At 37.5% G+C, this 23,930-nt stretch carries 25 protein-coding genes and 1 pseudogene; 11 read left to right on the top strand and 15 right to left on the bottom strand.

Features of this window, described 5'->3' with window-relative positions:
- The first annotated feature begins 64 nt into the window (after positions 1-64).
- The 6 genes from trpG to ampC all read left to right on the top strand — a co-directional run bounded on the left by trpG (position 65) and on the right by ampC (position 5,165).
- The gene (gene trpG, locus F931_RS05505; protein WP_016140432.1) at positions 65-649 is read left to right on the top strand and encodes an anthranilate synthase component II; all 585 of its coding nucleotides are present in this window, start codon (positions 65-67) and stop codon (positions 647-649) included.
- Between the two features lie 9 nt (positions 650-658).
- Positions 659-1,708, top strand: a complete 1,050-nt coding sequence (gene trpD / locus F931_RS05500; RefSeq protein WP_016140431.1) for an anthranilate phosphoribosyltransferase — start codon at positions 659-661, stop codon at positions 1,706-1,708.
- Between the two features lie 9 nt (positions 1,709-1,717).
- On the top strand, positions 1,718-2,524 hold the full coding sequence (gene trpC, locus F931_RS05495; RefSeq protein WP_016140430.1) for an indole-3-glycerol phosphate synthase TrpC: 807 nt from the start codon (positions 1,718-1,720) through the stop codon (positions 2,522-2,524).
- A gap of 10 nt (positions 2,525-2,534) precedes the next feature.
- On the top strand, positions 2,535-3,224 hold the full coding sequence (locus tag F931_RS05490) for a Smr/MutS family protein (RefSeq protein ID WP_016140429.1): 690 nt from the start codon (positions 2,535-2,537) through the stop codon (positions 3,222-3,224).
- A gap of 89 nt (positions 3,225-3,313) precedes the next feature.
- Positions 3,314-3,862, top strand: a complete 549-nt coding sequence (gene folE, locus F931_RS05485; RefSeq protein WP_171067934.1) for a GTP cyclohydrolase I FolE — start codon at positions 3,314-3,316, stop codon at positions 3,860-3,862.
- A 151-nt stretch (positions 3,863-4,013) separates the two neighbouring features.
- Positions 4,014-5,165 carry an extended-spectrum class C beta-lactamase ADC-137 gene (gene ampC, locus F931_RS05480; protein WP_016140427.1) on the top strand — a complete coding sequence of 384 codons (1,152 nt, stop codon included), beginning with the start codon at positions 4,014-4,016 and terminating at the stop codon, positions 5,163-5,165.
- 65 nt (positions 5,166-5,230) lie between these two features.
- On the opposite strand, the gene F931_RS05475 is transcribed toward ampC, so the two are convergent.
- From F931_RS05475 to hemE, 4 genes are all read right to left on the bottom strand, one after another.
- Positions 5,231-7,123 carry an Lnb N-terminal periplasmic domain-containing protein gene (locus F931_RS05475; protein WP_025470266.1) on the bottom strand — a complete coding sequence of 631 codons (1,893 nt, stop codon included), beginning with the start codon at positions 7,121-7,123 and terminating at the stop codon, positions 5,231-5,233.
- A gap of 61 nt (positions 7,124-7,184) precedes the next feature.
- The gene (locus F931_RS05470; protein WP_003650547.1) at positions 7,185-7,655 is read right to left on the bottom strand and encodes a DUF3015 family protein; all 471 of its coding nucleotides are present in this window, start codon (positions 7,653-7,655) and stop codon (positions 7,185-7,187) included.
- A gap of 149 nt (positions 7,656-7,804) precedes the next feature.
- The gene (locus F931_RS05465) at positions 7,805-8,599 is read right to left on the bottom strand and encodes a DUF817 family protein (RefSeq protein WP_016140425.1); all 795 of its coding nucleotides are present in this window, start codon (positions 8,597-8,599) and stop codon (positions 7,805-7,807) included.
- Positions 8,600-8,605: 6 nt separating this feature from the next.
- A complete protein-coding gene (hemE, locus tag F931_RS05460; protein ID WP_016140424.1) occupies positions 8,606-9,679 on the bottom strand; it encodes a uroporphyrinogen decarboxylase in 1,074 nt (357 codons plus the stop codon).
- A gap of 302 nt (positions 9,680-9,981) precedes the next feature.
- Between hemE and F931_RS05455 the strand changes: the two genes are divergently transcribed.
- Both F931_RS05455 and F931_RS05450 read left to right on the top strand, forming a co-directional pair.
- Positions 9,982-11,220 (top strand): L,D-transpeptidase family protein, encoded by a 1,239-nt coding sequence (locus F931_RS05455; protein WP_016140423.1) that lies wholly within the window; start codon positions 9,982-9,984, stop codon positions 11,218-11,220.
- A gap of 184 nt (positions 11,221-11,404) precedes the next feature.
- The gene (locus F931_RS05450; RefSeq protein ID WP_016140422.1) at positions 11,405-12,091 is read left to right on the top strand and encodes a pirin family protein; all 687 of its coding nucleotides are present in this window, start codon (positions 11,405-11,407) and stop codon (positions 12,089-12,091) included.
- A gap of 34 nt (positions 12,092-12,125) precedes the next feature.
- On the opposite strand, the gene F931_RS21865 is transcribed toward F931_RS05450, so the two are convergent.
- Positions 12,126-12,365, bottom strand: a complete 240-nt coding sequence (locus F931_RS21865) for a hypothetical protein (RefSeq protein WP_080649434.1) — start codon at positions 12,363-12,365, stop codon at positions 12,126-12,128.
- Positions 12,366-12,484: 119 nt separating this feature from the next.
- Positions 12,485-13,108 (bottom strand): helix-turn-helix transcriptional regulator, encoded by a 624-nt coding sequence (locus F931_RS05445; protein WP_016140421.1) that lies wholly within the window; start codon positions 13,106-13,108, stop codon positions 12,485-12,487.
- Positions 13,109-13,362: 254 nt separating this feature from the next.
- On the opposite strand from F931_RS05445, the gene F931_RS05440 reads away from it, so the two are divergent.
- Positions 13,363-14,331 (top strand): threo-3-hydroxy-L-aspartate ammonia-lyase, encoded by a 969-nt coding sequence (locus F931_RS05440; protein WP_016140420.1) that lies wholly within the window; start codon positions 13,363-13,365, stop codon positions 14,329-14,331.
- A gap of 88 nt (positions 14,332-14,419) precedes the next feature.
- Here F931_RS05440 and F931_RS05435 read toward each other — a convergent pair whose 3' ends face one another.
- Positions 14,420-14,974 (bottom strand): TetR/AcrR family transcriptional regulator, encoded by a 555-nt coding sequence (locus F931_RS05435; RefSeq protein WP_016140419.1) that lies wholly within the window; start codon positions 14,972-14,974, stop codon positions 14,420-14,422.
- 122 nt (positions 14,975-15,096) lie between these two features.
- Here F931_RS05435 and F931_RS21860 point away from each other — a divergent pair, with 122 nt between their 5' ends.
- Positions 15,097-15,282: a hypothetical protein gene (locus F931_RS21860; RefSeq protein ID WP_212749810.1), complete on the top strand. Its 186-nt coding sequence runs from the start codon at positions 15,097-15,099 to the stop codon at positions 15,280-15,282.
- A gap of 405 nt (positions 15,283-15,687) precedes the next feature.
- Here F931_RS21860 and F931_RS05430 read toward each other — a convergent pair whose 3' ends face one another.
- The 6 genes from F931_RS05430 to F931_RS05405 form a co-directional block, all read right to left on the bottom strand.
- Positions 15,688-15,894 carry a hypothetical protein gene (locus F931_RS05430; protein ID WP_004643550.1) on the bottom strand — a complete coding sequence of 69 codons (207 nt, stop codon included), beginning with the start codon at positions 15,892-15,894 and terminating at the stop codon, positions 15,688-15,690.
- 68 nt (positions 15,895-15,962) lie between these two features.
- Positions 15,963-16,190 carry a hypothetical protein gene (locus F931_RS05425; protein WP_016140418.1) on the bottom strand — a complete coding sequence of 76 codons (228 nt, stop codon included), beginning with the start codon at positions 16,188-16,190 and terminating at the stop codon, positions 15,963-15,965.
- Between the two features lie 101 nt (positions 16,191-16,291).
- Positions 16,292-16,507, bottom strand: a complete 216-nt coding sequence (locus tag F931_RS05420; protein WP_003650532.1) for a cold-shock protein — start codon at positions 16,505-16,507, stop codon at positions 16,292-16,294.
- 388 nt (positions 16,508-16,895) lie between these two features.
- Complete coding sequence (locus F931_RS05415) at positions 16,896-18,077, bottom strand: maltoporin (protein WP_016140417.1); 1,182 nt, start codon at positions 18,075-18,077, stop codon at positions 16,896-16,898.
- A gap of 97 nt (positions 18,078-18,174) precedes the next feature.
- A complete protein-coding gene (locus F931_RS05410; protein ID WP_016140416.1) occupies positions 18,175-19,068 on the bottom strand; it encodes an SMP-30/gluconolactonase/LRE family protein in 894 nt (297 codons plus the stop codon).
- 5 nt (positions 19,069-19,073) lie between these two features.
- A complete protein-coding gene (locus tag F931_RS05405; protein WP_016140415.1) occupies positions 19,074-19,844 on the bottom strand; it encodes an SDR family NAD(P)-dependent oxidoreductase in 771 nt (256 codons plus the stop codon).
- A gap of 504 nt (positions 19,845-20,348) precedes the next feature.
- Here F931_RS05405 and F931_RS05400 point away from each other — a divergent pair.
- Positions 20,349-21,719: a sugar MFS transporter gene (locus F931_RS05400; RefSeq protein WP_031945482.1), complete on the top strand. Its 1,371-nt coding sequence runs from the start codon at positions 20,349-20,351 to the stop codon at positions 21,717-21,719.
- 224 nt (positions 21,720-21,943) lie between these two features.
- On the opposite strand, the pseudogene F931_RS05395 reads toward F931_RS05400, so the two are convergent.
- Together F931_RS05395 and F931_RS05390 are read right to left on the bottom strand one after the other, a co-directional pair.
- Positions 21,944-22,393 (bottom strand): annotated as a pseudogene (locus F931_RS05395) (META domain-containing protein); the annotation flags it as partial.
- Positions 22,394-22,864: 471 nt separating this feature from the next.
- Entirely contained in the window at positions 22,865-23,824 is a 960-nt protein-coding gene (locus F931_RS05390; protein WP_016140412.1) for a GlxA family transcriptional regulator, read from the bottom strand.
- Positions 23,825-23,930: the final 106 nt, after the last annotated feature.

Here is a 23,930-nt window from a genome sequence, read left to right as displayed (position 1 = left end):
ATTGTGAGTAAAACTCTAGTCACTTAATTAAATATATATTAATTATCATGAGGTTAAGTTCATCATGCTTCTAATGATCGACAATTACGACTCTTTTACCTACAACATCGTCCAATATTTTGGCGAGTTGAATCAGGAAGTAAAAGTAGTTCGCAATGATCAAGTCACATTAGAGGATATTGAACGATGGCAACCTAAATATCTGGTTATTGGTCCTGGTCCTTGCTCTCCAAGTGAAGCGGGTATTTCCATTCCTGCAATTAATCACTTTGCCGGAAAAATTCCTTTGCTTGGCGTGTGTTTAGGGCATCAAAGTATTGGGCAAGCTTTTGGCGGAAACATTGTAAGAGCCAAAACGGTTATGCATGGACGTTTATCTGATATGTACCACAGTAACAAAGGTATTTTCAGTAATCTTCCTAGCCCATTCTCGGCAACTCGTTATCACTCTTTGGTGATTGATCAGCAAACACTGCCTGATTGCCTTGAAGTCACGTGTTGGACCAATGAAGCAGATGGCTCAATGGAAGAAATTATGGGTGTTAAACATAAGACATTGCCTATCGAAGGTGTGCAGTTCCATCCAGAATCTATTTTGAGTCAACATGGCCATCAAATCTTTAAAAACTTTTTAGATATTTATGCATAAGTGATTACTATGAATATTCAACAAGCACTTAACCATATAACAAAAAATATTCACCTGACTCAGCCGCAAATGGAAGACATTATGCGCAGCATCATGCAAGGTGAGGCAACCGAGGCACAAATTGGTGCTTTGATGATGGGCCTTCGCATGAAAGGTGAAAGTATTGACGAAATTACTGCTGCCGCACGTGTTATGCGTGAATTCGCCATCAAAATTGATGTGAGCGATATCAAATATTTAGTTGATATTGTGGGTACTGGCGGCGACGGTCAAAATTTGTTTAATGTGTCTACTGCTTCAAGCTTTGTCATTGCAGCAGCAGGCGCAACCATTGCAAAGCATGGTAACCGAGGCGTTTCAAGTAAATCAGGTTCATCAGACTTACTTGAGCAAGCAGGAATTAATCTTGATTTAGACATGCAACAAACTGAACGCTGCATTCGTGAGATGGGTGTAGGGTTTTTATTTGCTCCAAATCATCACAAAGCAATGAAATATGCTGTCGGCCCACGTCGTGAGCTTGGTGTTCGCAGCATTTTCAATTTACTTGGCCCGCTTACGAATCCGGCCGGCGTAAAACGCTTTGTGATTGGGGTATTTTCAGATGAGCTTTGTCGTCCGATTGCAGAAGTTATGAAGCAACTCGGTGCTGAACATGTCATGGTGGTTCATTCAAGAGATGGACTCGATGAAATCAGCCTTGCTGCTCCTACTGCTGTTGCAGAACTCAAAGACGGCGAAATTACTGAATGGACGCTTACCCCAGAAGATGTCGGAATTGAATCACAAACTTTAAATGGTTTAGTTGTTGCAGATGCCGCTGCCAGCTTAAAGCTAATTAAAGATGCGTTAGGTAAAAATAAAACTGCTATTGGTGAAAAAGCAGCAAACATGATTGCACTTAATGCGGGTGCAGGAATTTATGTGGCTGGTATTACCAAAACCTATGCTCAAGCTGTTTCATTCGCTCAAGATATTATCTACGGCGGACAAGCTTTAGAAAAAATGAGTGTTTTGGCTGAATTTACCAAAACATTAAAACAATGTCAGGCAGATTAAGGATTTCTCATGATTAATATTCAAAATACCATTTTAGGTAAAATTGTTGACCGTAAACATGAGGAACTTGCTGCGCGTTTAAAACAACGTAATTTACAGGATGTTGAAGAACTTGCGAAAGCTGCAACTCCGGTAAGAGGATTTGCAAAAGCGTTACAACACAAACGCCCTGCCGTGATTGCTGAAATTAAAAAAGCGTCTCCATCAAAAGGTGTTATTCGTGCAGATTTTAATCCTGCTGAAATTGCCGAACAATATGAACAAGCTGGCGCAGCGTGTTTATCTGTTTTAACTGATGTTGATTTTTTTCAGGGTGCAGATGAAAATATCGCAATCGCAAGAAGCCACTGTGCTTTACCCGCTTTACGTAAAGACTTTCTGATTGATCCATATAATGTAGTTGAAGCACGTGCTTTACATGCTGACTGTATTTTATTGATTGTTGCCTCTTTGTCAGACCAGCAGCTCGAAGAAATGTCTAAAACTGCTTTTGAACATCAACTCGATGTATTGGTTGAGGTTCATGACGAAGAAGAACTTGAACGTGCTTTAAAGTTGTCTGAGCAATGTATATTAGGTGTGAATAACCGTAATTTAAAAACCTTTGATGTTGATTTAAACACATCAATTCGTTTGAAAAATTTACTTCCTGCCTCTCGTTTACTCGTGACTGAAAGCGGTATTGCCACTCCAGATGATGTTCGCATGATGCAAGAACATGATATTCACACCTTCTTGGTTGGTGAAAGTTTTATGAAACAACCAAGACCCGATCAAGCCTTTAGTGCCCTTTTTGGACAACCCCAAACGGTTTAATAGAAGATATATGAGTAATAAAGATTCATCGCTTTCTAAAGAGCAACAAAAGTTATTGAAGCAATTTAAAAAGCAAATCTCCAATCCTCATTCAAGCAAAATCGCAAGTCAGCCTGAGGTCAAACAACCTCAGGCTGAGTCTGAAGAATTGGAAAATGCAAATCTGTTTCAAAGCGCTGTAGCAGGTGTTAAACCCATCAATAATAGTAATATTGCTGATGTGAGACCCCCTCGCGTAAAAAAAGTTGATGCTCAAACGTTAGCAAAACGTGCAGCTGCCGAAGGCGGGCGTGACACTGAACATGCCGAGTTATCTGATACTCAAGCGGCTTTAAACCCTGTCGCAAGCCAAGCAACCTTAAGCTATCGCATTGCTACCCTTCAGCATAAAGTTTTTGAAGACTTAAAAGCTGGCAAGATGCGTTGGTTTGAAGCTGTCGATTTACACGGCTGTACCATTGAACAAGCACGTGATGCGGTTCTACAAATTATCCAGATCGCAAAAGATGAAAATCAAAATGTGATCAAGATCGTACATGGTAAGGGCCCAGAAGCTGTCTTAAAAACCTATGTCAACGGATGGTTACGCCAACACCGCGATGTTTTAGCCTTTGTAAGCGCTCCAGAAAATCAAGGTGGCACAGGTGCCGTTCTCGTACTGCTTAAACGTGCAGAAAAAAATCCCAAGTACCAACAATAATCGGCATTTTCTACAGAATTCAGACTTTTTATAGTTTTCTGATAGAATGCCGTTTTGTTCAACCAGTGTAAGTGAACATTCTTATGTCTATGCAGCAATCGTACGCAAATATTCTGACTGCCGTCGGTGAAGATCTTGATCGTCCCGGCCTTAAAGATACGCCTGTGCGTGCGGCTAAAGCTTTTTCATATTTAACTTCTGGCTATAGTAAAACTTTAGAAGAAGTCACCAATAATGCTGTTTTCCCATCAGATAACCATGAAATGGTATTGGTGAAGAATATTGAATTTTATTCGCTTTGCGAACATCATCTCCTTCCATTCTATGGTCGTGTTCATGTTGCCTATCTACCGGAAGGCAAAGTTCTCGGCTTGTCGAAATTTGCCCGTATTACTGAAATGTTTGCACGTCGCTTGCAAATTCAGGAAAACTTGACTCAGCAAATCGCAGAAGCTGTGGCTGAAGTGACTGGTGCTCGTGGTGTAGCCGTAGTTATCGATTCAGCACATATGTGTATGATGATGCGTGGTGTAGGTAAGCAAGAATCAACTACACGTACTGTGTCATTTATTGGTGATTTTAAAACTGATAAAGAAGCACGTCGTGAGTTCTTAAGTGCCGTACCTGAAAGTTACTAATTTTTATTTAGTAAACTAATTAAAGCCCGACTCAGTTGGGCTTTTTTTACATCTTAATACTTCGCGAACTCCATAAAACATAACAATTAAATTATGTGATTTTTGTTATAAAAGTACCCATCTTTATTTTTAAATAATTTATGAGTTAATCATGCAATTTAAAAAAATTTCTTGCTTACTTTTACCGCCTCTTTTTATTTTTAGTAGCTCAATTTATGCGGGTAATACACCAAAAGAGCAAGAGATCAAAAAACTGGTTGATCAAAATTTTAAGCCTTTATTAGAAAAATATGATGTGCCCGGTATGGCTGTGGGTGTTATTCAAAATAATAAAAAGTATGAAATGTATTATGGTCTACAATCCGTTCAAGATAAAAAAGCCGTTAATAGTAGTACCATTTTTGAGCTAGGCTCGGTCAGTAAATTATTTACCGCTACAGCAGGCGGATATGCCAAAACAAAAGGAACAATCTCTTTTGATGACACGCCCGGAAAATATTGGAAAGAACTAAAAAATACACCGATTGATCAAGTGAATTTACTTCAACTTGCGACATATACCAGTGGCAACCTTGCCTTGCAATTTCCAGATGAAGTAAAAACAGAACAGCAAGTTTTAACGTTTTTCAAAGAATGGAAACCTAAAAACCCAATCGGTGAATATCGACAATATTCAAATCCAAGCATTGGTTTATTTGGAAAAGTTGTTGCTTTGTCTATGAATAAACCTTTCGACCAAGTCTTGGAAAAAACCATTTTTACAGATCTTGGCTTAAAACATAGCTATGTAAATGTGCCTAAAACTCAAATGCAAAACTATGCATTTGGCTATAGCCAAGAAAATCAGCCGATTCGCGTTAATCCTGGTCCGCTCGATGCACCAGCATACGGCGTTAAATCTACCCTACCAGATATGCTGAGTTTTATTAATGCCAACCTGAACCCGCAGAAATATCCAGCAGATATTCAACGTGCAATTAATGAAACACATCAAGGTTTCTACCAAGTGGGTACGATGTATCAAGCACTAGGTTGGGAAGAGTTTTCTTATCCAGCACCTTTACAAACTTTATTAGACAGTAATTCAGAACAAATCGTGATGAAACCTAATAAAGTAACTGCTATTTCAAAAGAACCTTCCGTTAAGATGTTCCACAAAACTGGATCGACTAACGGTTTTGGAACATATGTCGTGTTCATTCCTAAAGAAAATATTGGTTTAGTCATGTTAACTAATAAACGTATTCCCAATGAAGAACGCATTAAAGCAGCTTATGCTGTGTTAAATGCAATAAAGAAATAATAGGCTTTTCTAAAAAAAAAAGAGAAATGAATAATCTCATTTCTCTTTTTTTATGGGCTTATTCTTTAAAAGAACCAAACATATCCTAGACTTGATTTCATCCAGTCTTGATGATTTTGTTGTTCATAATCCCAATTTAATCGAACAGCATTATTGCGATTAATCACATATTGCCACTGCGTATTGACTCTCAAATTCCATTGATTTTGGTCTTCCCAATAGGGCAATTCGATTTGCACGACAGAGTTGAAGCGCTCAAACCATTGGTTCATACAACCTAAAGTTGGACCTACGCCTACACGCCATCCTTTATCTAGATTTGAACCAGTTTGTACGTAGCTTTGCAGTTGCCCATAGCAAATATGCTTGCGCTCATAGTCAGCAAGACTGTAACCGACCTGTGCATTAAAGCTTGCGACGCCGTGTTGTTTGTCTTCATTAAAGCTTCCATCATGAATGGCTTCCTGACGCCAGCCTAAGTTAAATCCCCAACTCAGCGGTGTTTTAAAAGGTTGAATCGGGTTATAAGAATTTACTTCGAGTAAATCAAGACGTTCTAGTTTTAAATGGTCATCTCGCCACTGCGCATTACCATTTAAAAAGAGTAATTGAGTACCTGCACGATATCCGCCTTGAGGGTCTATTAAGTCATGGTAGGCTTGCCGATGGCCAAGTTCAATAAACTTATCACCCTGCACCTCTCCAGCTTTCACGGAAAAGTTACGAGCGTTATGACCTTGAGTTGGTTCCTTTGCTGGTCTTTTAGGTTCTTGACGTTGCTTATCTAAATCAATCTGACTTCTTAGCGCTAAAAGCTGACGTAACTGCGGTTGAGCAACACTTTCTTCTATTTTTCGGCTAATAAATTGGAGATATAAATCATCGTAAGCCATCTCGAGGATTTTAGCCTGATCGTGTTCACTAAATGATTTTAAAATCTGAGAAGACTGCTGTGTAGGTAGCCTCGTAATTTGATGAGCCACCTTCGCCAAAGAGGCACCATGCTGATGAGCTTGGGCTAGTAGCTGAGTTTCTAAAGCAGGTCGATACACAGGAGCTTTGGTGAGGCCCTGCTGCTGCATCGATTTAATGGTTTCCATTGGAATGGAGGCATAAGTAAATTTTTCTTGTAAGTTAGATTCAGGTTTTACTAAATCGACTAACCCTAAAAGCCTATAGGCGCAGTTATCACTCACAAAATAATAAGGGAAGCTCACATGTTGCATTTCCCAAATATGACTTACTAAAAACCGAGTTTCTTCAGGTGATAGATTTAACTCATATTCCCATAAATCACGGCTTTCAAAATCGCCGTACTCTTTTACCTTACGATAATAAGGCATCAATGAATATTCACCCGGATACTGCCCTGTTAAACCTTTCCATGCATATGACCAGTTGTCGTTCCCTGCCACAGTTGCTGCATAATTTACAGCGTAGGAAACTAAATTTAATTGTTGCTGATCTTTAGGGTCTAAACGCAATAACGTATGGCCAAACATGGAGCTAGGATTGCCCATAAAATCGGTCGCATAAATTAATGTCGCTTTGTAGGGCTTAATCTGCCCAATCCAGTTTTCAAATTCTGAACATTTTACTTGAGGCAATTCATTTTCTTGAATACCGACTTTTTGTATGAGCCATTGGCTACGTGCAGGGAACTTACAACGAATCGACTGATTATCTTGAGCGGGCATAAATAATGCCGAGATATCCGCTTTCAGCTCTTCTTTTAGATTATTTTTTCCATTTTTTGATAGGAAATAGCCACCGTAAGTGACCTCACTTTTCTGGTTTTTATTGGCATACATGAGCCTTTGCCATGTAATGTCTTGATCTAGATTTTGTTGTTCTGCGATTGACCAATATTTTTGAATAGATGGATTTATATCTGCTGAATACGCAATATTCACTGCCAAAGAGGCAAAAACTAAAACAACTGACTTCATTAAGCTCATCAATTTTTATCATTAAATATAAGAAAAACCCTGCCATACGACAGGGTTTTCAGTTTCAAACTTATACGTAAGCTTTTAAAACGTCGTCTTTAGCCATTACAGTTTGTAATGATGCTAATACTTGAAGCGTATTTTGGTTGTTTGCAGAATAGATTTCACCAAAGTTTGCTTTTGAAACTTTGAAGAAACGATCTTTGTCTTGAGGTTTAATTTGCATTAACTCAGCAAGTACGTTCAGGCTTTCACCTTGGCCTACTGCCATATCACGAGCTAAAGCTTCAGCATTTTCATTTGTGAATGTAACCACTTGAGCAGTTACTGTTCCGCCTTGACGGCAGCCTAAAGTACCGAAAGTGATCCCTAGTAATTGGTTAGTAAAAATACCGTTTGTTGTCGCAGCAAGAATTTTAGGCGCTACTCCTTTTTTGCCAGCCCAGACTTGTGTACCCACACCACAACCTACATCGTTGTCAGCCATTGCAACACTTGAACCAGCTGCTAATAAGGCAGCTAAAGCTAATTTTTTTAACATAGATGTATAACTCCAAAATCATTATTGATTGTTTCTTATGTGTTGTATTGTTATGTGTAATTTTTATTACACGCTATTAAAGATAACGAGAAGGCTGTGAATTAGCAATTAAAAAATAAACAATATGATAAAAAGTGCAAAAGAAAAATTTATCTTAAATTCCAGTTACCTTGATAATCTCGATGACCTAATATTTTAAGCACCAGTACTAAACTTAAGAGTAATAATAAATACCATGAACCAAGTTTACCCCAGCCCACCATATGCCAAGCATCTACCTGACTTGGATAGAGCCAAATTTTATAAAAAGTACTAATATTTTCAGCAATCCAGATGAGAAAAGCGAGTGTAAACAATACAGGTAACATCGGGATTTTAAATTTATGGACATTGAGCTGGAAATAAAGCTTAGTCTTCCAAAAAATAAACATACTGATCGCAAATAAAATATAGCGAATATCAGGTACAAAAAATTTACTCATAAAGTTTATATATGAGAAAAATGCCAATAAAAGCATGCTTCCAAAACTAGGAAGCTTTTCAAAAGAAACTTGAAACAGTCGGATTGAACGTGCAAAAAAACTACCCACAGCCGAATACATAAAGCCTGCAAATAAAGGCACAGTTAAGATTTTAAATACGGCGGGCTGAGGATATTGCCATGATGCAATCGCGGGATGCGTTAAAAATATTTCCATGACCATCGCCATGACATGAAATAAAGCAATAACTTTGGCTTCTGCCCATGATTCAAGCTTTAAATAAAGTAAGCAGATCTGGATTAACAATGCATAGATGAGTAAATAATCATAGCGATAAAAACCCATATATTCATGGCTTCCCATCGGCGCTGTTAAAGCAAAAGCAATTAAAAGCAGAATACCAAACAAGGCTGCCGAAACAGCCTTGCCGATAAAATGAATTGGTAAAGTCAGATGGCGCACAAAAAACTATCCTAGATATTTAGCACTATACTCATGTACTGTATCTACAAAGATTTTTGGCTGTGCAGGGTCTACCCATTGGGTAATCCCGTGGCCTAAGTTAGCAACGTAACCTGTTTTTTCACCATTTGCGTAGGCATCGTCTAACATCGCTTTCACTGCTTTTTCAATTGAAGCAGCCGAGCCATATAAAACAGCAGGATCAAGATTACCCTGTAACGCTACGCGTCCAGAGACAACATTACGTGCTGTATTGAGCGGAGTAGTCCAGTCCAAACCTAATGCATCTGCACCAGTGGTAATCATCGGTTCTAACCATTGACCGCCACCTTTGGTGAACACAATAACAGGAATACGTCGGCCGTCTTTCTCACGCTGTAAACCTGCAATGATTTTATTCATGTAGTTTAAAGAGAATTCGACATATTCACGGTGTGCTAATGCCCCGCCCCAGCTATCAAAGATCTGGATCGCCTGAGCACCTGCATCAATTTGAGCATTTAAATAATCAATGACTGAATCTGCTAAATGATCAAGTAAAGCATGCAAAACTTCTGGCTGCGCATACATCATTTGCTTAGTAAAACGGAACTCTTTACTTGAACCACCTTCAACCATATAAGTTGCAAGCGTCCAAGGACTACCAGAAAAACCAATCAGTGGAACTTGACCACCTAAAGCAGAGCGAATTGTACTTACCGCATTCATCACATAATCAAGATCTGATTTTGCATTTAACTTTGGTAAATTCGCGACATCTTGTTCAGTACGAACAGTCTTTTGAAACTTAGGACCTTCTCCAGTTTCAAAATAAAGCCCTAAACCTAATGCGTCAGGAATTGTTAAAATATCTGAAAATAAAATCGCTGCATCTAAGTCGTAGCGGCGTAAAGGCTGCAAAGTTACTTCACAAGCAAATTCTGTATTTTTACATAGAGATAGAAAGTCGCCTGCTTTTGAACGTGTTTCACGATATTCAGGCAAATAACGTCCTGCTTGACGCATCATCCATACCGGTGTGGTATCTACAGGTTCGTGTAACAAAGCTCGTAGGAAACGATCATTTTTCAAAGTCGTCATTACCAATCTCTATATTCTTTATGTGGCAGCATCATATCAAAAACATAGAGAATTTTATAATTTCAATTTCACACAAAAAACGCGTCAATCTACTAAAAAATGCATATTTACACAAAAGTCTACTGCAAGTAGCGGGCTTTTCTGCAATACTTGCAACATGTTACATTGGGTTTATTGATATTCTTTTAATCACTAAATTGCCAATCTTGGGCTCATAGAGATGAGTTATTGGTAGTTTTATGCACTTTGAGATCAAATCAATCTTCCTATTGCTTATATGAAAATTCTTAAGGTTGAATTACATGTTTGTTCGCTCATTACTCGCTATGAGTTTAAGTTGTATTATTGCTAATGTTGCTTTTGCTGCTTCAACAACTGAGCAACCCCTGAACCCTAAAAAGGTATCAGCTCCTGTAGAAGATCCGATTGATCCTTTAGCAGTAGAAGCAGCTTCAACTGTACAAGCTCAAGCTCCGACACAAATCACCGCTCAAGAACAAAATGACCTAAATCGAGCGTCAACAACATTACAAAATTTACAGAAAACTGAAGACCCAAATGCTGTATCAGGCATCGCGGCGTCGACTCCAGCTGTTGCTAAAACCACTGCTGCGTCTACGACTACTGCGACAACCGCTGCATCATGGACTTTAGATAGCTTAAACTCGGCAGAATGGTCTGAAAATATTGGTAAAGGCCAGCTTCCAGTTTATGCACGTGCTCACGTTATGCTAAATAATGCACATGCATCACCAGGTGCAATTGACGGCATGAGTGGTAAAAATACTTTAAAAGCAATTTCTTCATTCCAACAAATGAATGGTTTGTCACCTACTGGTGAACTCACTAAAGAAACTTGGGATGCTTTAGTTGCTAAACAAACAAAGCCAGCATTTATTGAATACACAATTTCTGATGCTGACTTAAAAGGTCCATATGCTGAGTCGATTCCTTCTGACTACGCATTACAGGCCAAAATGAAAGGTTTGTACTACACGCGTGTTAGCGAAATGTTGGGTGAGAAGTTTCACATTGATGAAGCTTTCTTAAAGAAAATTAACCCAACTGCGACATTCAAAAAAGTGGGCGAAAAAATCATTGTTCCAAATGTACGCAATGATTTACCAGAAGACATTCATTTGATTATTGCGCATAAAGGTGCAAAACAACTGTACCTCTTCAATAGCCGGAACCAAATGATTGCCTCATTTCCTGCAACAATTGGCAGTACTGATACGCCTTCTCCGACCGGTACTTACAAGGTAGTTGGTGTAGCACGTAACCCATGGTACAGCTACTCACCTTCAAATTTCGTACAAGGTAAAAACCTAAAACCACTTTCTTTACCACCAGGTCCAAATGCTCCTGTAGGTAATATCTGGATTGGTTTAAGTAAAAAATCTTTTGGTATCCACGGAACACCAAACCCGTCTTTAATTTCTAAAACAGCTTCACACGGTTGTATCCGTTTAACTAACTGGGATGCAAACGATTTAGGAAGTAAAGTACGTTCTGGCGTAACTGTTAAATTCCTTGAGTAATTAATAGTTCCATTAAAGACCTGCCTTCATGGCAGGTTTTTTTTATTCTTAAAAATATATGAGTAAAGAACTCTATAATCATATCAATTATGCAACGACATGTTGCAGTTAACCTATTTTTTCGCCCTTCATAGAACATTAAGATATTTCTCAAGAGATAAATAAAAATTTGGGAGATTAGGTCATGAATGCTTATCTACATCGTAGTGAAGATCGAGGTCATGTAAAAGCAGGCTGGTTAGAGTCTTATCATAGCTTTTCATTTGGTAGCTGGTACGACCCTAAATATATGGGTGTAAGCGCTCTACGCGTAATTAATGACGACCAGATTGATGCGCATAATGGTTTTGGTACGCACTCACATGACAATATGGAAATCTTAACCTGTGTGTTAGATGGTGCCATTTCACACCGCGACACGATGGGAAATGAAGGCCAGATTAAAGCGGGTGAATGGCAACTTATGAGCGCCGGCACAGGTGTTGCCCACAGTGAAATCAACAACACTGATACGCCTGTACATTTATTACAGATCTGGATTATTCCAAATGAAAGAGATGCCGAGCCAAATTATCAACAAATTAATTTGGACCCACGTAAAGAGCCAAACAAATGGCATTTAATTGCAGGGCCTGATGCAAATGCACCAATGCATATTCGCCAAGATGCAGAAGTAAAGTCCGCTGTATTGGAAAAAGGCCATGAGTTAACTGTCGATACGGTTAAAAAAGTGAACTATGTGCACGTGATTTCAGGTGTAGTTCGCATTGGCGATCAAGAAGTTAAAGCCGGTGATGCTCTAGTTTGTGAAGACAAAGCGACCATTCAAGCAACTGAAGACAGTCAATTTATCTGGTTTGATTTGCCTTAAATCACCAACAGCCCTTTGCATAAAAGGGCTTTTTTTAATCTCCGCCACCACCGCTATCACAGCTACCTGAGTCTGAAGATGACGAACAATCATTTGAATGGTTAGTACTATGATGATGGCTAGCACTGTTATCGTGAAAATGATGCGTTGAAGAAGATGAATGATCATGCTCACCAGATGGTGAATAATTTTTTAAATTTCTAAGCAGAGCAATTAAACAAATCAGTCCGATACTGGAAAAAATCGCAATAAATATAATAATAAATAACTTCAAATAACGACCTCCTAAACTAGATCAAGCTATAGAGATGCTTGCGCGTTCCTATTCATTCAATTATTTAAATGAGTCATGTTAAATAAACAAGTTGTTTTTTGATGAATAAGATAAAACTTTTAAGTTTCCTTCACATACAAATAGGCACTTGCTCTTGATATACCTAAATGTTGTGCAACTGTCTCGACAGCCTTTTTAATATCTAATAAACCATTATTTTTTAACTCATGTATTAATTGTTTCCGCTCATTAAGTTTTAACATGCGTGGTGTAGTGGCATGTTTTGAAGCAAATTGATCGATATATTTCCGAATTGCTTCAGTACCTTTCGGCTCCAAATTTTCAACAATGTTATCAGTTTCAATTTTAGCAAACTGTTCTAAAGCGCTTTGCATTCCCCGAAATAGGGTTAAATCAATATTCATACATAAAGCGGCCACATACTGCCCCTCTTCATCTTTAATACCAATAGAAGTACTTTTTGCAGGGCGACCATCAGCAAATTGGTTTGCATAGTTTGAAATAAGATTTGGAAATTCTGGAGACATGATTCTAGCCAGCCCTAACTCAGTTGCCGGATCACCAACTTTTCGGCCTGATAAATTATTGTGTATTGAGAGTATGGCATGCTCAGGATTTGTTAAGTCATGGACAACAACTTCGCAAAAAGGAAATAGCGTTTCACTTAACCCCTTCGCGATAGTATCGAGTTGAGTGAGTAAATGTTTATCACGATTGTCCAATGTATTTCCTCCAAATGACTTGCTTACTATTTCAAACTCGAGTGTAAAGCATGCAATAGTAATTTAGACTTTTTATCTAATTTTAAACTTAATGTAAATCAAAATCTTATATCCCATTGTTATCCCATTAGAAAATAAAATTAGACATTTTATCCAAAAGTATATACTTTATCTAAAAAGGTTAATATTTAGTGTATTCCTTGCGCAATACGGAATCTTGAACTCAAAAACATTGAATAGAATTAGGTTTAATTATGAAAAATTTAACCCTTCCAACTTATGAAGATGTCGCAGCCGCTGCTGAACGCATAAAAGGTTTTGCAAATAAGACTCCTGTTTTAACTTCACGTACTGTTAACAATGAATTTAAAGCAGAAGTATTCTTTAAATGTGAGAATTTTCAACGTGTTGGTGCTTTCAAATTTCGTGGCGCAATGAATGCACTTTTGCAATTCAATGAGGCTCAAAGAAAAGCGGGCGTGGTTGCTTTCTCTTCGGGAAACCATGCACAAGCGATTGCACTTTCAGCAAAAATTCTTAGTATTCCCGCCACAATCATCATGCCCAAAGATGCTCCTGCTGCAAAAATGACAGCAACGCGAGAATACGGCGGGGATATTGTTGAATTTGACCGTTATACAGAAGATCGGGAAAAAATTGGAAAAGAAATCGCTGAAAAAAATGGCCTAACCTTAATTCCATCTTATGACCACCCACATGTAATTGCGGGTCAAGGAACGGCTGCAAAAGAATTATTTGAAGAAGTAGGTGAGTTGGATTACCTATTCGTATGTTTAGGTGGTGGCGGTTTATTGGCTGGTTCTGCCCTCTCTGCTCGTCAGCTCTCGCCTAACTGTAAAATATATGGTGTTGAACCTGCCCTAGGAAATGATGGACAGATGTCTTTTAGAAAAGGAGAAATTGTTCATATTGATACACCGCAAACGATTGCCGATGGTGCTCAAACGCAATATTTAGGCAAATTAACATTTCCTATTATTCAAAAGAATGTAGATGACATTTTGACTGTAACTGACGAAGACCTTGTTACTTCAATGAAGTTCTTTGCAGAGAGAATGAAGATGGTCGTTGAACCGACAGGATGTCTCGGCTTTGCTGCTGCACGTAATTTAAAACATGAGTTAAAAGGTAAACGTATAGGTGTCATTATTAGTGGTGGGAACGTCGATATTTCTAAATATGTAGAGTTTTTATCTGCTTAATAAAAGTTGGAGCCTATCTATGAGGTCAGTTAAAGCGTTATAGATAGGCACTGCATACGCTAGTTTCCCAACTTATTCACCTCATACTTTAAATAAACTGTATAAAAAAATACTCTAATAACCTCTCCCTTTCATCTGGTTTGTTTGGATCTAAAAGCTGTACCATCGCCCCATCAATCGTAAACAAAAACATGTGTGCATCTTGTTTTGAAACATTTGGATGGCTCGTTAAAAGCAAATGGTAGATTTCATTGATAAACCAGTTTCGATAGTCAATTACGACCTGATACGCCTTCGGATGGGTTTTCGCTATCTCGAAAATAGCTTTAAATGGCAAATGATAGAGCCCGTCTAAATCTGCATGTAAAAAGTAAAGTTTGCGAAGCTTTTCAAACAGCGTTAAATCTTTTTGAACATAGATAATTGAAAGCACTTCATGTTTAAGCCCATCTTTTTGAAAGGTTAGACTCATTTCAATGAGGCGTTCTTTTGAATGTAAATAATTATAAAAAGTTGCTTTTGAAGTTTTTGAAGATTCAAGAATGCGGTCCACTCCGACTTTATGAAAACCGTAGTTATTAAAAAGATATCGGGATGTGTGAAGCACACTTAAAGCACGAAACGGAAGATCTGAATGTAGCATATTTTTACCGTTATAAATTCTTGTTGTTTCTAAATGAGATACTTCTTTGGGAGAAAAAAGGCATAGCAAAGCCGTAAGACTGTGCTTGGCACATCTCAAGTTTTATTGTTGATGCAAGTTTTTTGAGCCGTAATGACTTAAAGCCTGAAAACCCTAAAGGTCATCAAGCTGATAAACATGATTTAAGTTGTGTCGTTATAGCTTTTGGCAAAGGCTGCCAAGAATTTAAGAATGTGCAAAGCCAACTCCTTTTTATTGGGAGTTCTGCCAGACATGAAAATTATGGTGGCAGAACGGAAGAAGGTTGACAGACTAGTAATAACTCAAACTAGCACACCCGAGGGTGTCCCTCTCCCGTCCTACCGCTACGGGAAAGGAACGAGTAGCTACCACACAAGACTGTTCCTCAGAAGGAATGACTCTGATGCGGGAGTTATTTTGCAGCCTGTCAAAGCCGGCTGGCAATGTGGCCAGCAGGCAAAGGATAAGCTTCACATTTATTGCAGTCAAGCACACAAAATGATATTTGCTTTAAAATAGATCATTAAAAAGTAAGGATAAATAATCAATAATTGATTGTTTAAGAGGGGTTTATAAAGTTGGTTTTTTTAAGGGTATAGGGGTTTGAAAATTAGCAATGCGCTAGTATGGTTTTGACCACCTGCGCTTTATTATTAAATTCTTAGAACTCTATCCTGCCGCGTTAAGATAGATTAATTTATTTTATCAATTTTAAAAATTTTACCACTTAAAGTGCTTTGAAAAAACATTTCAAAACCCGGGCGTATATCTTCACCTTCGACTGTAATGTATTTCAAATTAGAAAAACATTGAGTATTAGCGAAATAATTATCTACTGTTGCCTGAATGACGTATTTAATTCCAAACTGGTCTTTAACACTGATATTTTGTTTAAGCATGACGATATCCTAATAAAATTATGGCAGAAATAATGGATCTACCGAAATATCCAATAGCAAGTTGAGTTTTAACTAACTCTATAATCTAATTTAAATAATTGATTTGCAGACGCATAAAAGGTACGCCCATCTAGATTTAAATCAACTTCAACTCCAGAGGAAAGAAGAACTCTTTTACCAACTTCAACAGTTTTAAAACCTTCACGTGTATTTTGTATTCTATTTAGAGGAATTAAAGACACTAGAATTTCTGTACCATTTTTAGATTTTGCAATTAAATCATTTATTTTTAACAATTTATATCCTAACTTAAAATTTACTTATAATCTTAAAATAACTTTAAAATCAATTTAAAAAGCACTCGTGAGTGCTTTTATTTATGAGTGCTTATAATTATTTATAGAGCAACAATATTTACAGCATTTGGGCCTTTTTGGCCTTGTGCAACACTGAATTCAACACGTTGACCTTCAGCAAGCGTTCTGAAACCTGAGTTAGCGATTTCGCTAAAATGAGCAAAAACGTCTGGTCCTGATTCTGGTTGGATAAAACCGAAACCTTTAGCTTCGTTAAACCACTTAACAGTACCTTTCATGATATTTGAATTAGACATAATACATCCTAGTTTTTTTAAAAAATTTAAACCATTTTATTGGTTATGAGTAACATCGAAATAATAAAGAATGGAGCTGAAAATCTGAAAAAAACGAAGGATTATGACTAATACTGCGGTACTTAGAGAAGATTTACCAAACATGACTTTTTCTAGTTATGTTCATTATATACGAAAAATAAAATTAATCAAGTTTTCTAATATATATATTTATTTTATTTATAAAATAAGGTGATGTTCTGCACTCTCAGCATTTATAAGGAAATAAAACAGCCTAGAAAGGCTGTTTTTGATTTAACTTTAATAACAATATTGTACCCACACTCGCTCAGCTAAAATGATGGTCAAGTAAACTCCTCATTGAAGAGTTATGGAAAAGGTACGAACATTACCACCAATGCTCTAACTGAACACCAAAATTAGATCCGTGACTCAGTTGATAAAATGCACTGTCTGTATTTAAAGAATCTCGTAGTTTTTGCTCATCAGAGTTCCAAAAAGCATAAGTGTAATAGAAACGAAGTTCCGGTCGGTCATAGAAACCCGTACCTTTTAAAGACCATGTTGGGGCAATGGTCAATTTCGTCAAATTGCGGTTTTGATCACCACCTTTAATTTGATCATAACCAACCTCGGTAGAAATCTTAAAATGATCTTGAACGACATAAGCTAAACGCGAACCGACAGAGTACCATTCGGTATCTTCCTGATTTTTAAATTTATTCTTTTGATATAAAAGTTCTGTTTGACCATTAAACTTTTTATTTTCAGAAGCCCAATCTATCACATCAATAACGCGGAATGATGAATCATCTCGGTCAGCATCTGGACTTCCCGTATAACTTAAGCCCGTACCGGAACCTTCCCCGTACTGAACCACAAACGTATTCTTTCCATTAAATACATTTGTAGTCACATTTTGAACCGTAAAATCCCAACCCGTATGTTCGGTATCTACAATAGACACCCCAACATTAAGTTTGTTATTTTTATTAATATCAATATCTTTCACCGTCACATCATGACGATTGATATATTTTTCTTGAAATACATTATCTTTTCTTGAAAATGCATAACTCAAAGATAATCCATTAATTTTATAATCATCTATACCAAAACCTGTAGCACTTTGGTTCCAGTAGTAAAAGTCAGACATATTAATATCATTACGATTATAGTAACGTCGTCCTGCCCAGATATTGGCTCCGTTTAAATAAGAAATATTTTCCCAATTCAGATAGATCTGGTTTAAACGGGTAAATCCATCTTCACCACTGAAACTCAGCGATTTTCCATATTGGTTATAAAGCTGTAGCATGCCATTGATTGAAATGGTCGAATTGTCTTTCAGACTAATCAAATTCTGTTTAGCTGTTAATTCACCATATTGCTCACATTCGTTGCCTAAACGATATTTAGACGGCGCTCCAGTCAATTGAAAACATTCTTGTGTTTGACCATTGTCACTGCTTCCAATACCTGTACGGAAATAACCGTTAATGTCTAAGGCTGATACAGCATTTGACAAAATTAAAGTTGTTGCACCCATAATCCATATAGGCTTGTTCATATAAAATTCCTTTTAAGATTCATCTTTTTTTGGGTGCAACTCTCTAGCTCTATTTATTTGAACAGAGAGAATTGCACACGAAAAATAAATGGTTAGTTTAGGAAATAGATCCCTTAAATATAGGTTGCGCCAATCCTGGAACATCAACCTGACATGCAAACAAACTTCCAGCATCCGGATAAAGCGAATATTCTTCGCTTGTTAAATGCTGACGAGCAGTGGTGACAAACATTGTTTTTAAATCATCTCCGCCAAATGTCACCATTGTTGGATGCGGACATGGCAACAAGTAACTATGTAAATACTCACCTTCAGGAGAAAAACATACGACCTGACCGCCGCCATACAGTGCACACCAATAGCGCCCTAAACTATCAACGGCAGCACCATCAACAACGCCCGGCAAATTATAAGTATCTAAATTAATCCACAATTCTGCCTCACCAATTTCACCGGTTTGCGGATTAAACCGATGACGTACCACCTGTCGTTTAGGAGAGTCAGTATGATAAAGCCAATCACCGGCAGGGCTAAACGCTAATCCATTTGAAATGGTAATACCTGATTTTTTCTTCTCAAGTTCAGTTCCAGATAAGCAATATAAAGCTGCTGTTGAATGCTTTTCTTCACTATCTAATGTTCCGACCCATAATCTTTTTAATGGATCTACACAGCCATCATTAAAACGGTTGCCCTTTTCACCATCCCATTCCGGATTTTTGGCTAAGACAAACGCAGGTTGAAGTTCTGCATCAAGCTGGCATATCCCACTTTTCATTGCAGCAATCACATGATGCTGTTCACTTAAAGCCAAACACCCTACAGGCTCATTTAACTGAATACTCACAGGCTGCTTATCTACACTGGGTTTCCATGCATAAATACGCCCAACATGAATATCAATCCAATATAAACATTGCTGGCGATAATCCCATAAAGGGCTCTCCCCTAAATCCATTTCTAATTTAACTACAACATCTAAATGTGCCATGTGAATTAGCCCCATCCACCATTCACAGGTAATTCTGTCGCTGTAATGGCCTGACTTGCATCAGATGCCAAGAACAGGACGGCTGGTGCCACATGCTCTGCAACCAATCTAAATTTAAGACATTGATGTTTCTGGATATTGATTTCATCTTCTGGTGAAATCCATTTATCCAACTGTCTTTCTGTAATAATACAACCCGGCACAATAGTGTTCACTCGAATACCGTGCTCACCTAGGCTTCGTGCCATTGCTCTAGTTAAACCATGTGTAGCCGATTTGGCAGTCACATATGCAGGCATTTCACCTGCGGCCAACTGGATGCTAATGGAGCCAAAATTAATAATTGAACCTTTACCAGCTTTGATCATTTGAGAAGCAACAGCTTGGATCGCAAAAAAAGCTGGGCGTATATTAATATTTACCCGATCATCCCAATATTCTGGCTCAACCGTACGCCAGTCGTGGCGGTCATCACTCGCAGCATTATTGACCAAAACACTAATCGGGCCAAGTTGCTCCCCTACGTCTTCAATGACTTTACGCAGCGCTGCAATATCGCGGATATCACACACTTGAAACCATGGCGCTCGTCCTGTTTCAGCTTTTAATTTTTCAATTAACGCCAGACTTGCAGTTTGATCAATATCAATAAATGCAACCTGAGCCCCTTGCAAATGAAATGCACGAGTCAACTCTGCACCAATACCACTACCACCGCCTGTGATAAAAACAATTTGATTAACTAAACTTGGGTAATGAGCGGGCTGTAAATCCATATAATCCTCTCTGCCTTTAATTGGCTTCCTTCCTGATTTTGCTGGGCATATAAATGAACTTTATTAAAGTTATACAATGCAACAAGCTAAAGTTTTTTCAGAATTTATGTTCTAGTATCATGATTTAGCTTTAATTTAAACTGATACGATCGTGAAAGTTCTGATCACCGTACTCTAAGTCCATGATCGGATGTTGTCTAATGCAAGATTTTGATTAAACAATAACTAATAGTTATCAAAACAAGATATATCAATAAATATTTGAAAACCCTTTACCCCATCTAAAGTCTAATATCTCAGCACATCAAAACCCGACATTGTCTTTATTAAATAACTAGAAGTTATTGCATAGTGAAAATATGCAATTGGAATTTGTTGAAACTCTTATCTAGCATATCCTTATAAATCATTTTAGTTTGTTTAACAAACATAAGATTTTCATTCAAATAATTAAAGCACAAGGAATTAATGGTGCTTTTTCTAAAAAGGATTGTAGGTACTTTTATGTCCAAAAGTTATACTAGCTTATCTATACCCGAGTCTAAGGATAGCAGAAAAACCGGCCTTCCTATCGCCGTGATTTATATTACCGCTCTATTCTTCATTTGGGCTCTGGTCACCAATTTACTCGACCCATTATTGAAAACGATGAAAACCGTTTTCACATTAACCCCTGTTGAAGCCAGCTTAACTGGATTTGCATTTTTCTTAGGTTATTTTATTGCGTCTTTACCTTCTGCGGCCTTCCTTTCAAAATTTGGTTATGCCAAATCGGTTGTTGTCGGACTAGGAGGCATTGTTGCAGGCTGCTTTATCGCAATTCTTGCCGCCAAAGTTCACATTTATATGGTGTTTTTAATTGCATTATTTATTATGGCAGCGGGCGTAACCCTACTACAAGTTGCAGCAAATCCATTAATTGCATCTATGGGCAAACCCGAAGACTCTGCATTTCGCCTGAACCTATCACAATCATTTAATTCACTGGGCGCAGCCTGCGGTTTATTTTTCGGTGCATCATTCCTATTAAATGGTCCAATCTTTACAAAGAATATTGTAATTACAGACATTATGCGAGAAGAAGCTCTGGGCTTTGTGACCAATGTTTATCTTGCTATTGGCTTAATGCTTACTTTATTCATTTGGGCAATTTGGCTCATCCGTGACAAAATTACAGCTGCTGCCCCGCAAACTGGTCAATTTGTTTCGCCATTCTCTGCTTTAGGTTCTAAATGGGCAAGACTCGGCACAATTGGTATCTTTCTTTATGTCGGTGCTGAAGTTGCCATTTCTCTAAATCTACTTCTTTTCTTAGAACAAACGAATATTCTTAATATCGAAGCACAATCTGCTGGGCATCTCACTACCTTTTATATGCTATTTGCAATGATTGGTCGCTTTGCTGGTTCAGCATTGATGAAAGTATTCAAAGATTATGTGATGTTAACTGTCGTCGCGATTGGGGCAATTGTTTTATGTTCAATCATCATTCTGACCAACGGAATGAACCCATCTGCTCCTACCGGAATGATCAATGTACTTCTGACTTCTGTTCCAAATACGACAGGTTTAATTCCAGCATTTGCAGCACTCTTAATTGGGCTTTTTAACTCAATTATGTTCCCGACCATTTTTACTTTGACATTACAACGTTCAACGGCTCCAACTCCTGCAATTTCAGGACTTCTTGTTTTAGCAATTTCTGGAGGTGCAATTTTACCAATCGTTTTTGCAAAGCTTGAAGAAATGACTGGTTCTAAATCAATTGCATTTATTGCTCCGTTATTATGCTATGTCTATGTCCTTTGGTTCTCTATCGCTGCCAAAAAAGCGCCAACGCATGCGATTGGCGATGAAATCGGGCATGGTCATTAACAAACTACATTCTTATTAATTTTCAATGCTAAACGACCCATTAATCAATGGGTCGTTTATTTTTATAAATATTTCTGAAGTTCTGGATAGCTTAAGGCAATACTGTTTTTACAATATCCACTTAAGACATTTAGCGGAACTCTTATATGCCGAAATATATTTGGTTAAGTCACTCGCATCATATTGATACGAGTGAAAATCACTCAAAGATCTTAACTGTTAGCTGACAATTTTGTACCAGCAAAGACATGCTTTTGACCTTTACTGTCTGTTACAGTCAAAATTGCTTGATCATTTACAGTGCTGATTTCAAAAGGAACTTTTTTCTCACTGAAAACTTCAATAGATAAATCTTCTTGTTTCTTTAAATCATTATCTACACAGGCCATTAAGGTCGATACTAATGGTGAAGTTACAATCGTGTTCCCTTCAACTTTCCATGTACCACCCTGACTATTACAACCAGTTTCAATCGAAAGTTTTTGGTCTGCAGCAAATGATAAAACTAGAGGTTTAGACGCTTTCGCCCCCTGATAAGTCCAGTTGTATTCACTCAAATTTTCTTCTGCTGATGTATTAACTTGAGAAACTACATTATCAGTCTCATTTTGCATTTTGTGACAAGCCATTAAAGAAAGTGGAAGTAAAGCAAGAACTAGATATTTAATTTTCATATTTAAAAACAACTTTAAAACAATGGAAAAAAAGAGCGGTAAGCTTAAAGGATTCTTAAAAAGAAGGAATTCAAACTAATTAGGCATTAAGTTCGTCAAATGTATCGGTTTGTAAAAATCAACTAAATATTACTGACTCATATATTGATTTTTTTATGAAAATACTATTTTTCTAAAGACTGAGTAAAATATGACAATAAATACAATATCTACTTAGCTCACGACCGCATCAAAAAACTCTCACTCATCTGCCACAATAAGTTTCTTACAGCTAAATAAAAGTTGTTGTCTATCTATGAGGGCAGTTAAAGCGTCATAGATGGTCACTGCATAGGCTAGCCTCCCAACTTGTTCACGTCATAATTTAAATAAACTTTTGGAGATGTTGATGAAATTTATTTCTGAGTCTGAATCTTCTGCTCTCATCCATCATGAAAACGGTTGTATCCCTGTGACTGAATAAGAGAATAATTATTTTTCATCAATATTGCCGAAAGCTTTTCTCCACGCATTAGGACTTGTGCCATATTTTTCACGGAAATTCTTTCTAAACATAACCGTATTATTGAAACCAGAAAGTTCTGTTATTTGTTCAATAGACAATTTTGTTGTTTCCAATAACACACAGCTATACCTAATTCTTTCCGCATTAAGCCATTCTACCAAGCTCATACCAGTCGCTTTTTTAAAATGCCGTGTAAATGTTCTGCGTGTCATATGTGCTTTTTCAGCTAACGCTTCAATACTATGCTGCTGAGCTAAATTTTTTCTTAAAAAATCGAGTAAGACATTAATTTGTGCATCCTGACTTGAACTCGCCACAGGTTGTTCAATGAATTGAGCCTGTCCCCCTTCTCGGTGTGGAGGAATGACCATTACCCTAGATACCTTATTCGCAATTTGTGCATTATATATTTCACGAACTAAGTATAGACAACAGTCAAGAGCGGCTCCTGTACCAGCAGATGTAATAATTCTCTGGTCTTCCACATAAAGGGCATCTGAATCCAGCCTAATATCTGGAAATCTTTCGTTAAAATCTTGTTCCGCCAACCAGTGTGTAGTCGCTTTTTTATCTTTTAATAAACCTGCATATGCTAATGCATAAGTGCCGTAGCATAGACCAACAAGTTTACTTCCTTTTTTATATGCATACTGAAGGCTTTTAATCAGAGAATCTTCTGGTCTATGATTAAAGTCATCCCAACCAGGAATCACAACAAGATCAAATTCTGGGATTAGTTCTATTCCTCCATCAGGAATAATCACCATTGACTGCTCTGTTTTGACAGGTTGTCCATCAATTGAAAATATTTTTAACTTAAATAAGCTCTTATCTTCAATTTTTATATTGAAAATAATATGTGGAATAGAGAAGTGAAATGGATTTATATTGGGATAAACAAATAATCCAATCACTGGTATTGCCATACAAATTCTTCCACTATGAAAAATATAAATATAGCATTTTGTCCCAATAGTTTCGATAGTTGTCCTTAAGGACAATTTTTTATGTTTATCACTTTGCTCATAATTC

The organism is Acinetobacter pittii ANC 4050 (assembly GCF_000399685.1).
Lineage (GTDB): Bacteria > Pseudomonadota > Gammaproteobacteria > Pseudomonadales > Moraxellaceae > Acinetobacter > Acinetobacter pittii_E.
This window is presented reverse-complemented; position numbering and strand designations above follow the sequence as displayed.

Excerpts from the sequence above, each read along its gene's own strand:
- trpG (WP_016140432.1), top strand. The coding sequence starts at position 65 with ATGCTTCTAATGATCGACAATTACGACTCTTTTACCTACAACATCGTC.
- trpD (WP_016140431.1), top strand. The coding sequence starts at position 659 with ATGAATATTCAACAAGCACTTAACCATATAACAAAAAATATTCACCTG.
- trpC (WP_016140430.1), top strand. The coding sequence starts at position 1,718 with ATGATTAATATTCAAAATACCATTTTAGGTAAAATTGTTGACCGTAAA.
- F931_RS05490 (WP_016140429.1), top strand. The coding sequence starts at position 2,535 with ATGAGTAATAAAGATTCATCGCTTTCTAAAGAGCAACAAAAGTTATTG.
- folE (WP_171067934.1), top strand. The coding sequence starts at position 3,314 with ATGCAGCAATCGTACGCAAATATTCTGACTGCCGTCGGTGAAGATCTT.
- ampC (WP_016140427.1), top strand. The coding sequence starts at position 4,014 with ATGCAATTTAAAAAAATTTCTTGCTTACTTTTACCGCCTCTTTTTATT.
- F931_RS05475 (WP_025470266.1), bottom strand. The coding sequence starts at position 7,123 with ATGAGCTTAATGAAGTCAGTTGTTTTAGTTTTTGCCTCTTTGGCAGTG.
- F931_RS05470 (WP_003650547.1), bottom strand. The coding sequence starts at position 7,655 with ATGTTAAAAAAATTAGCTTTAGCTGCCTTATTAGCAGCTGGTTCAAGT.
- hemE (WP_016140424.1), bottom strand. The coding sequence starts at position 9,679 with ATGACGACTTTGAAAAATGATCGTTTCCTACGAGCTTTGTTACACGAA.
- F931_RS05455 (WP_016140423.1), top strand. The coding sequence starts at position 9,982 with ATGTTTGTTCGCTCATTACTCGCTATGAGTTTAAGTTGTATTATTGCT.
- F931_RS05450 (WP_016140422.1), top strand. The coding sequence starts at position 11,405 with ATGAATGCTTATCTACATCGTAGTGAAGATCGAGGTCATGTAAAAGCA.
- F931_RS05440 (WP_016140420.1), top strand. The coding sequence starts at position 13,363 with ATGAAAAATTTAACCCTTCCAACTTATGAAGATGTCGCAGCCGCTGCT.
- F931_RS05435 (WP_016140419.1), bottom strand. The coding sequence starts at position 14,974 with ATGCTACATTCAGATCTTCCGTTTCGTGCTTTAAGTGTGCTTCACACA.
- F931_RS05430 (WP_004643550.1), bottom strand. The coding sequence starts at position 15,894 with ATGCTTAAACAAAATATCAGTGTTAAAGACCAGTTTGGAATTAAATAC.
- F931_RS05420 (WP_003650532.1), bottom strand. The coding sequence starts at position 16,507 with ATGTCTAATTCAAATATCATGAAAGGTACTGTTAAGTGGTTTAACGAA.
- F931_RS05415 (WP_016140417.1), bottom strand. The coding sequence starts at position 18,077 with ATGAACAAGCCTATATGGATTATGGGTGCAACAACTTTAATTTTGTCA.
- F931_RS05410 (WP_016140416.1), bottom strand. The coding sequence starts at position 19,068 with ATGGCACATTTAGATGTTGTAGTTAAATTAGAAATGGATTTAGGGGAG.
- F931_RS05405 (WP_016140415.1), bottom strand. The coding sequence starts at position 19,844 with ATGGATTTACAGCCCGCTCATTACCCAAGTTTAGTTAATCAAATTGTT.
- F931_RS05400 (WP_031945482.1), top strand. The coding sequence starts at position 20,349 with ATGTCCAAAAGTTATACTAGCTTATCTATACCCGAGTCTAAGGATAGC.
- F931_RS05390 (WP_016140412.1), bottom strand. The coding sequence starts at position 23,824 with ATGGCAATACCAGTGATTGGATTATTTGTTTATCCCAATATAAATCCA.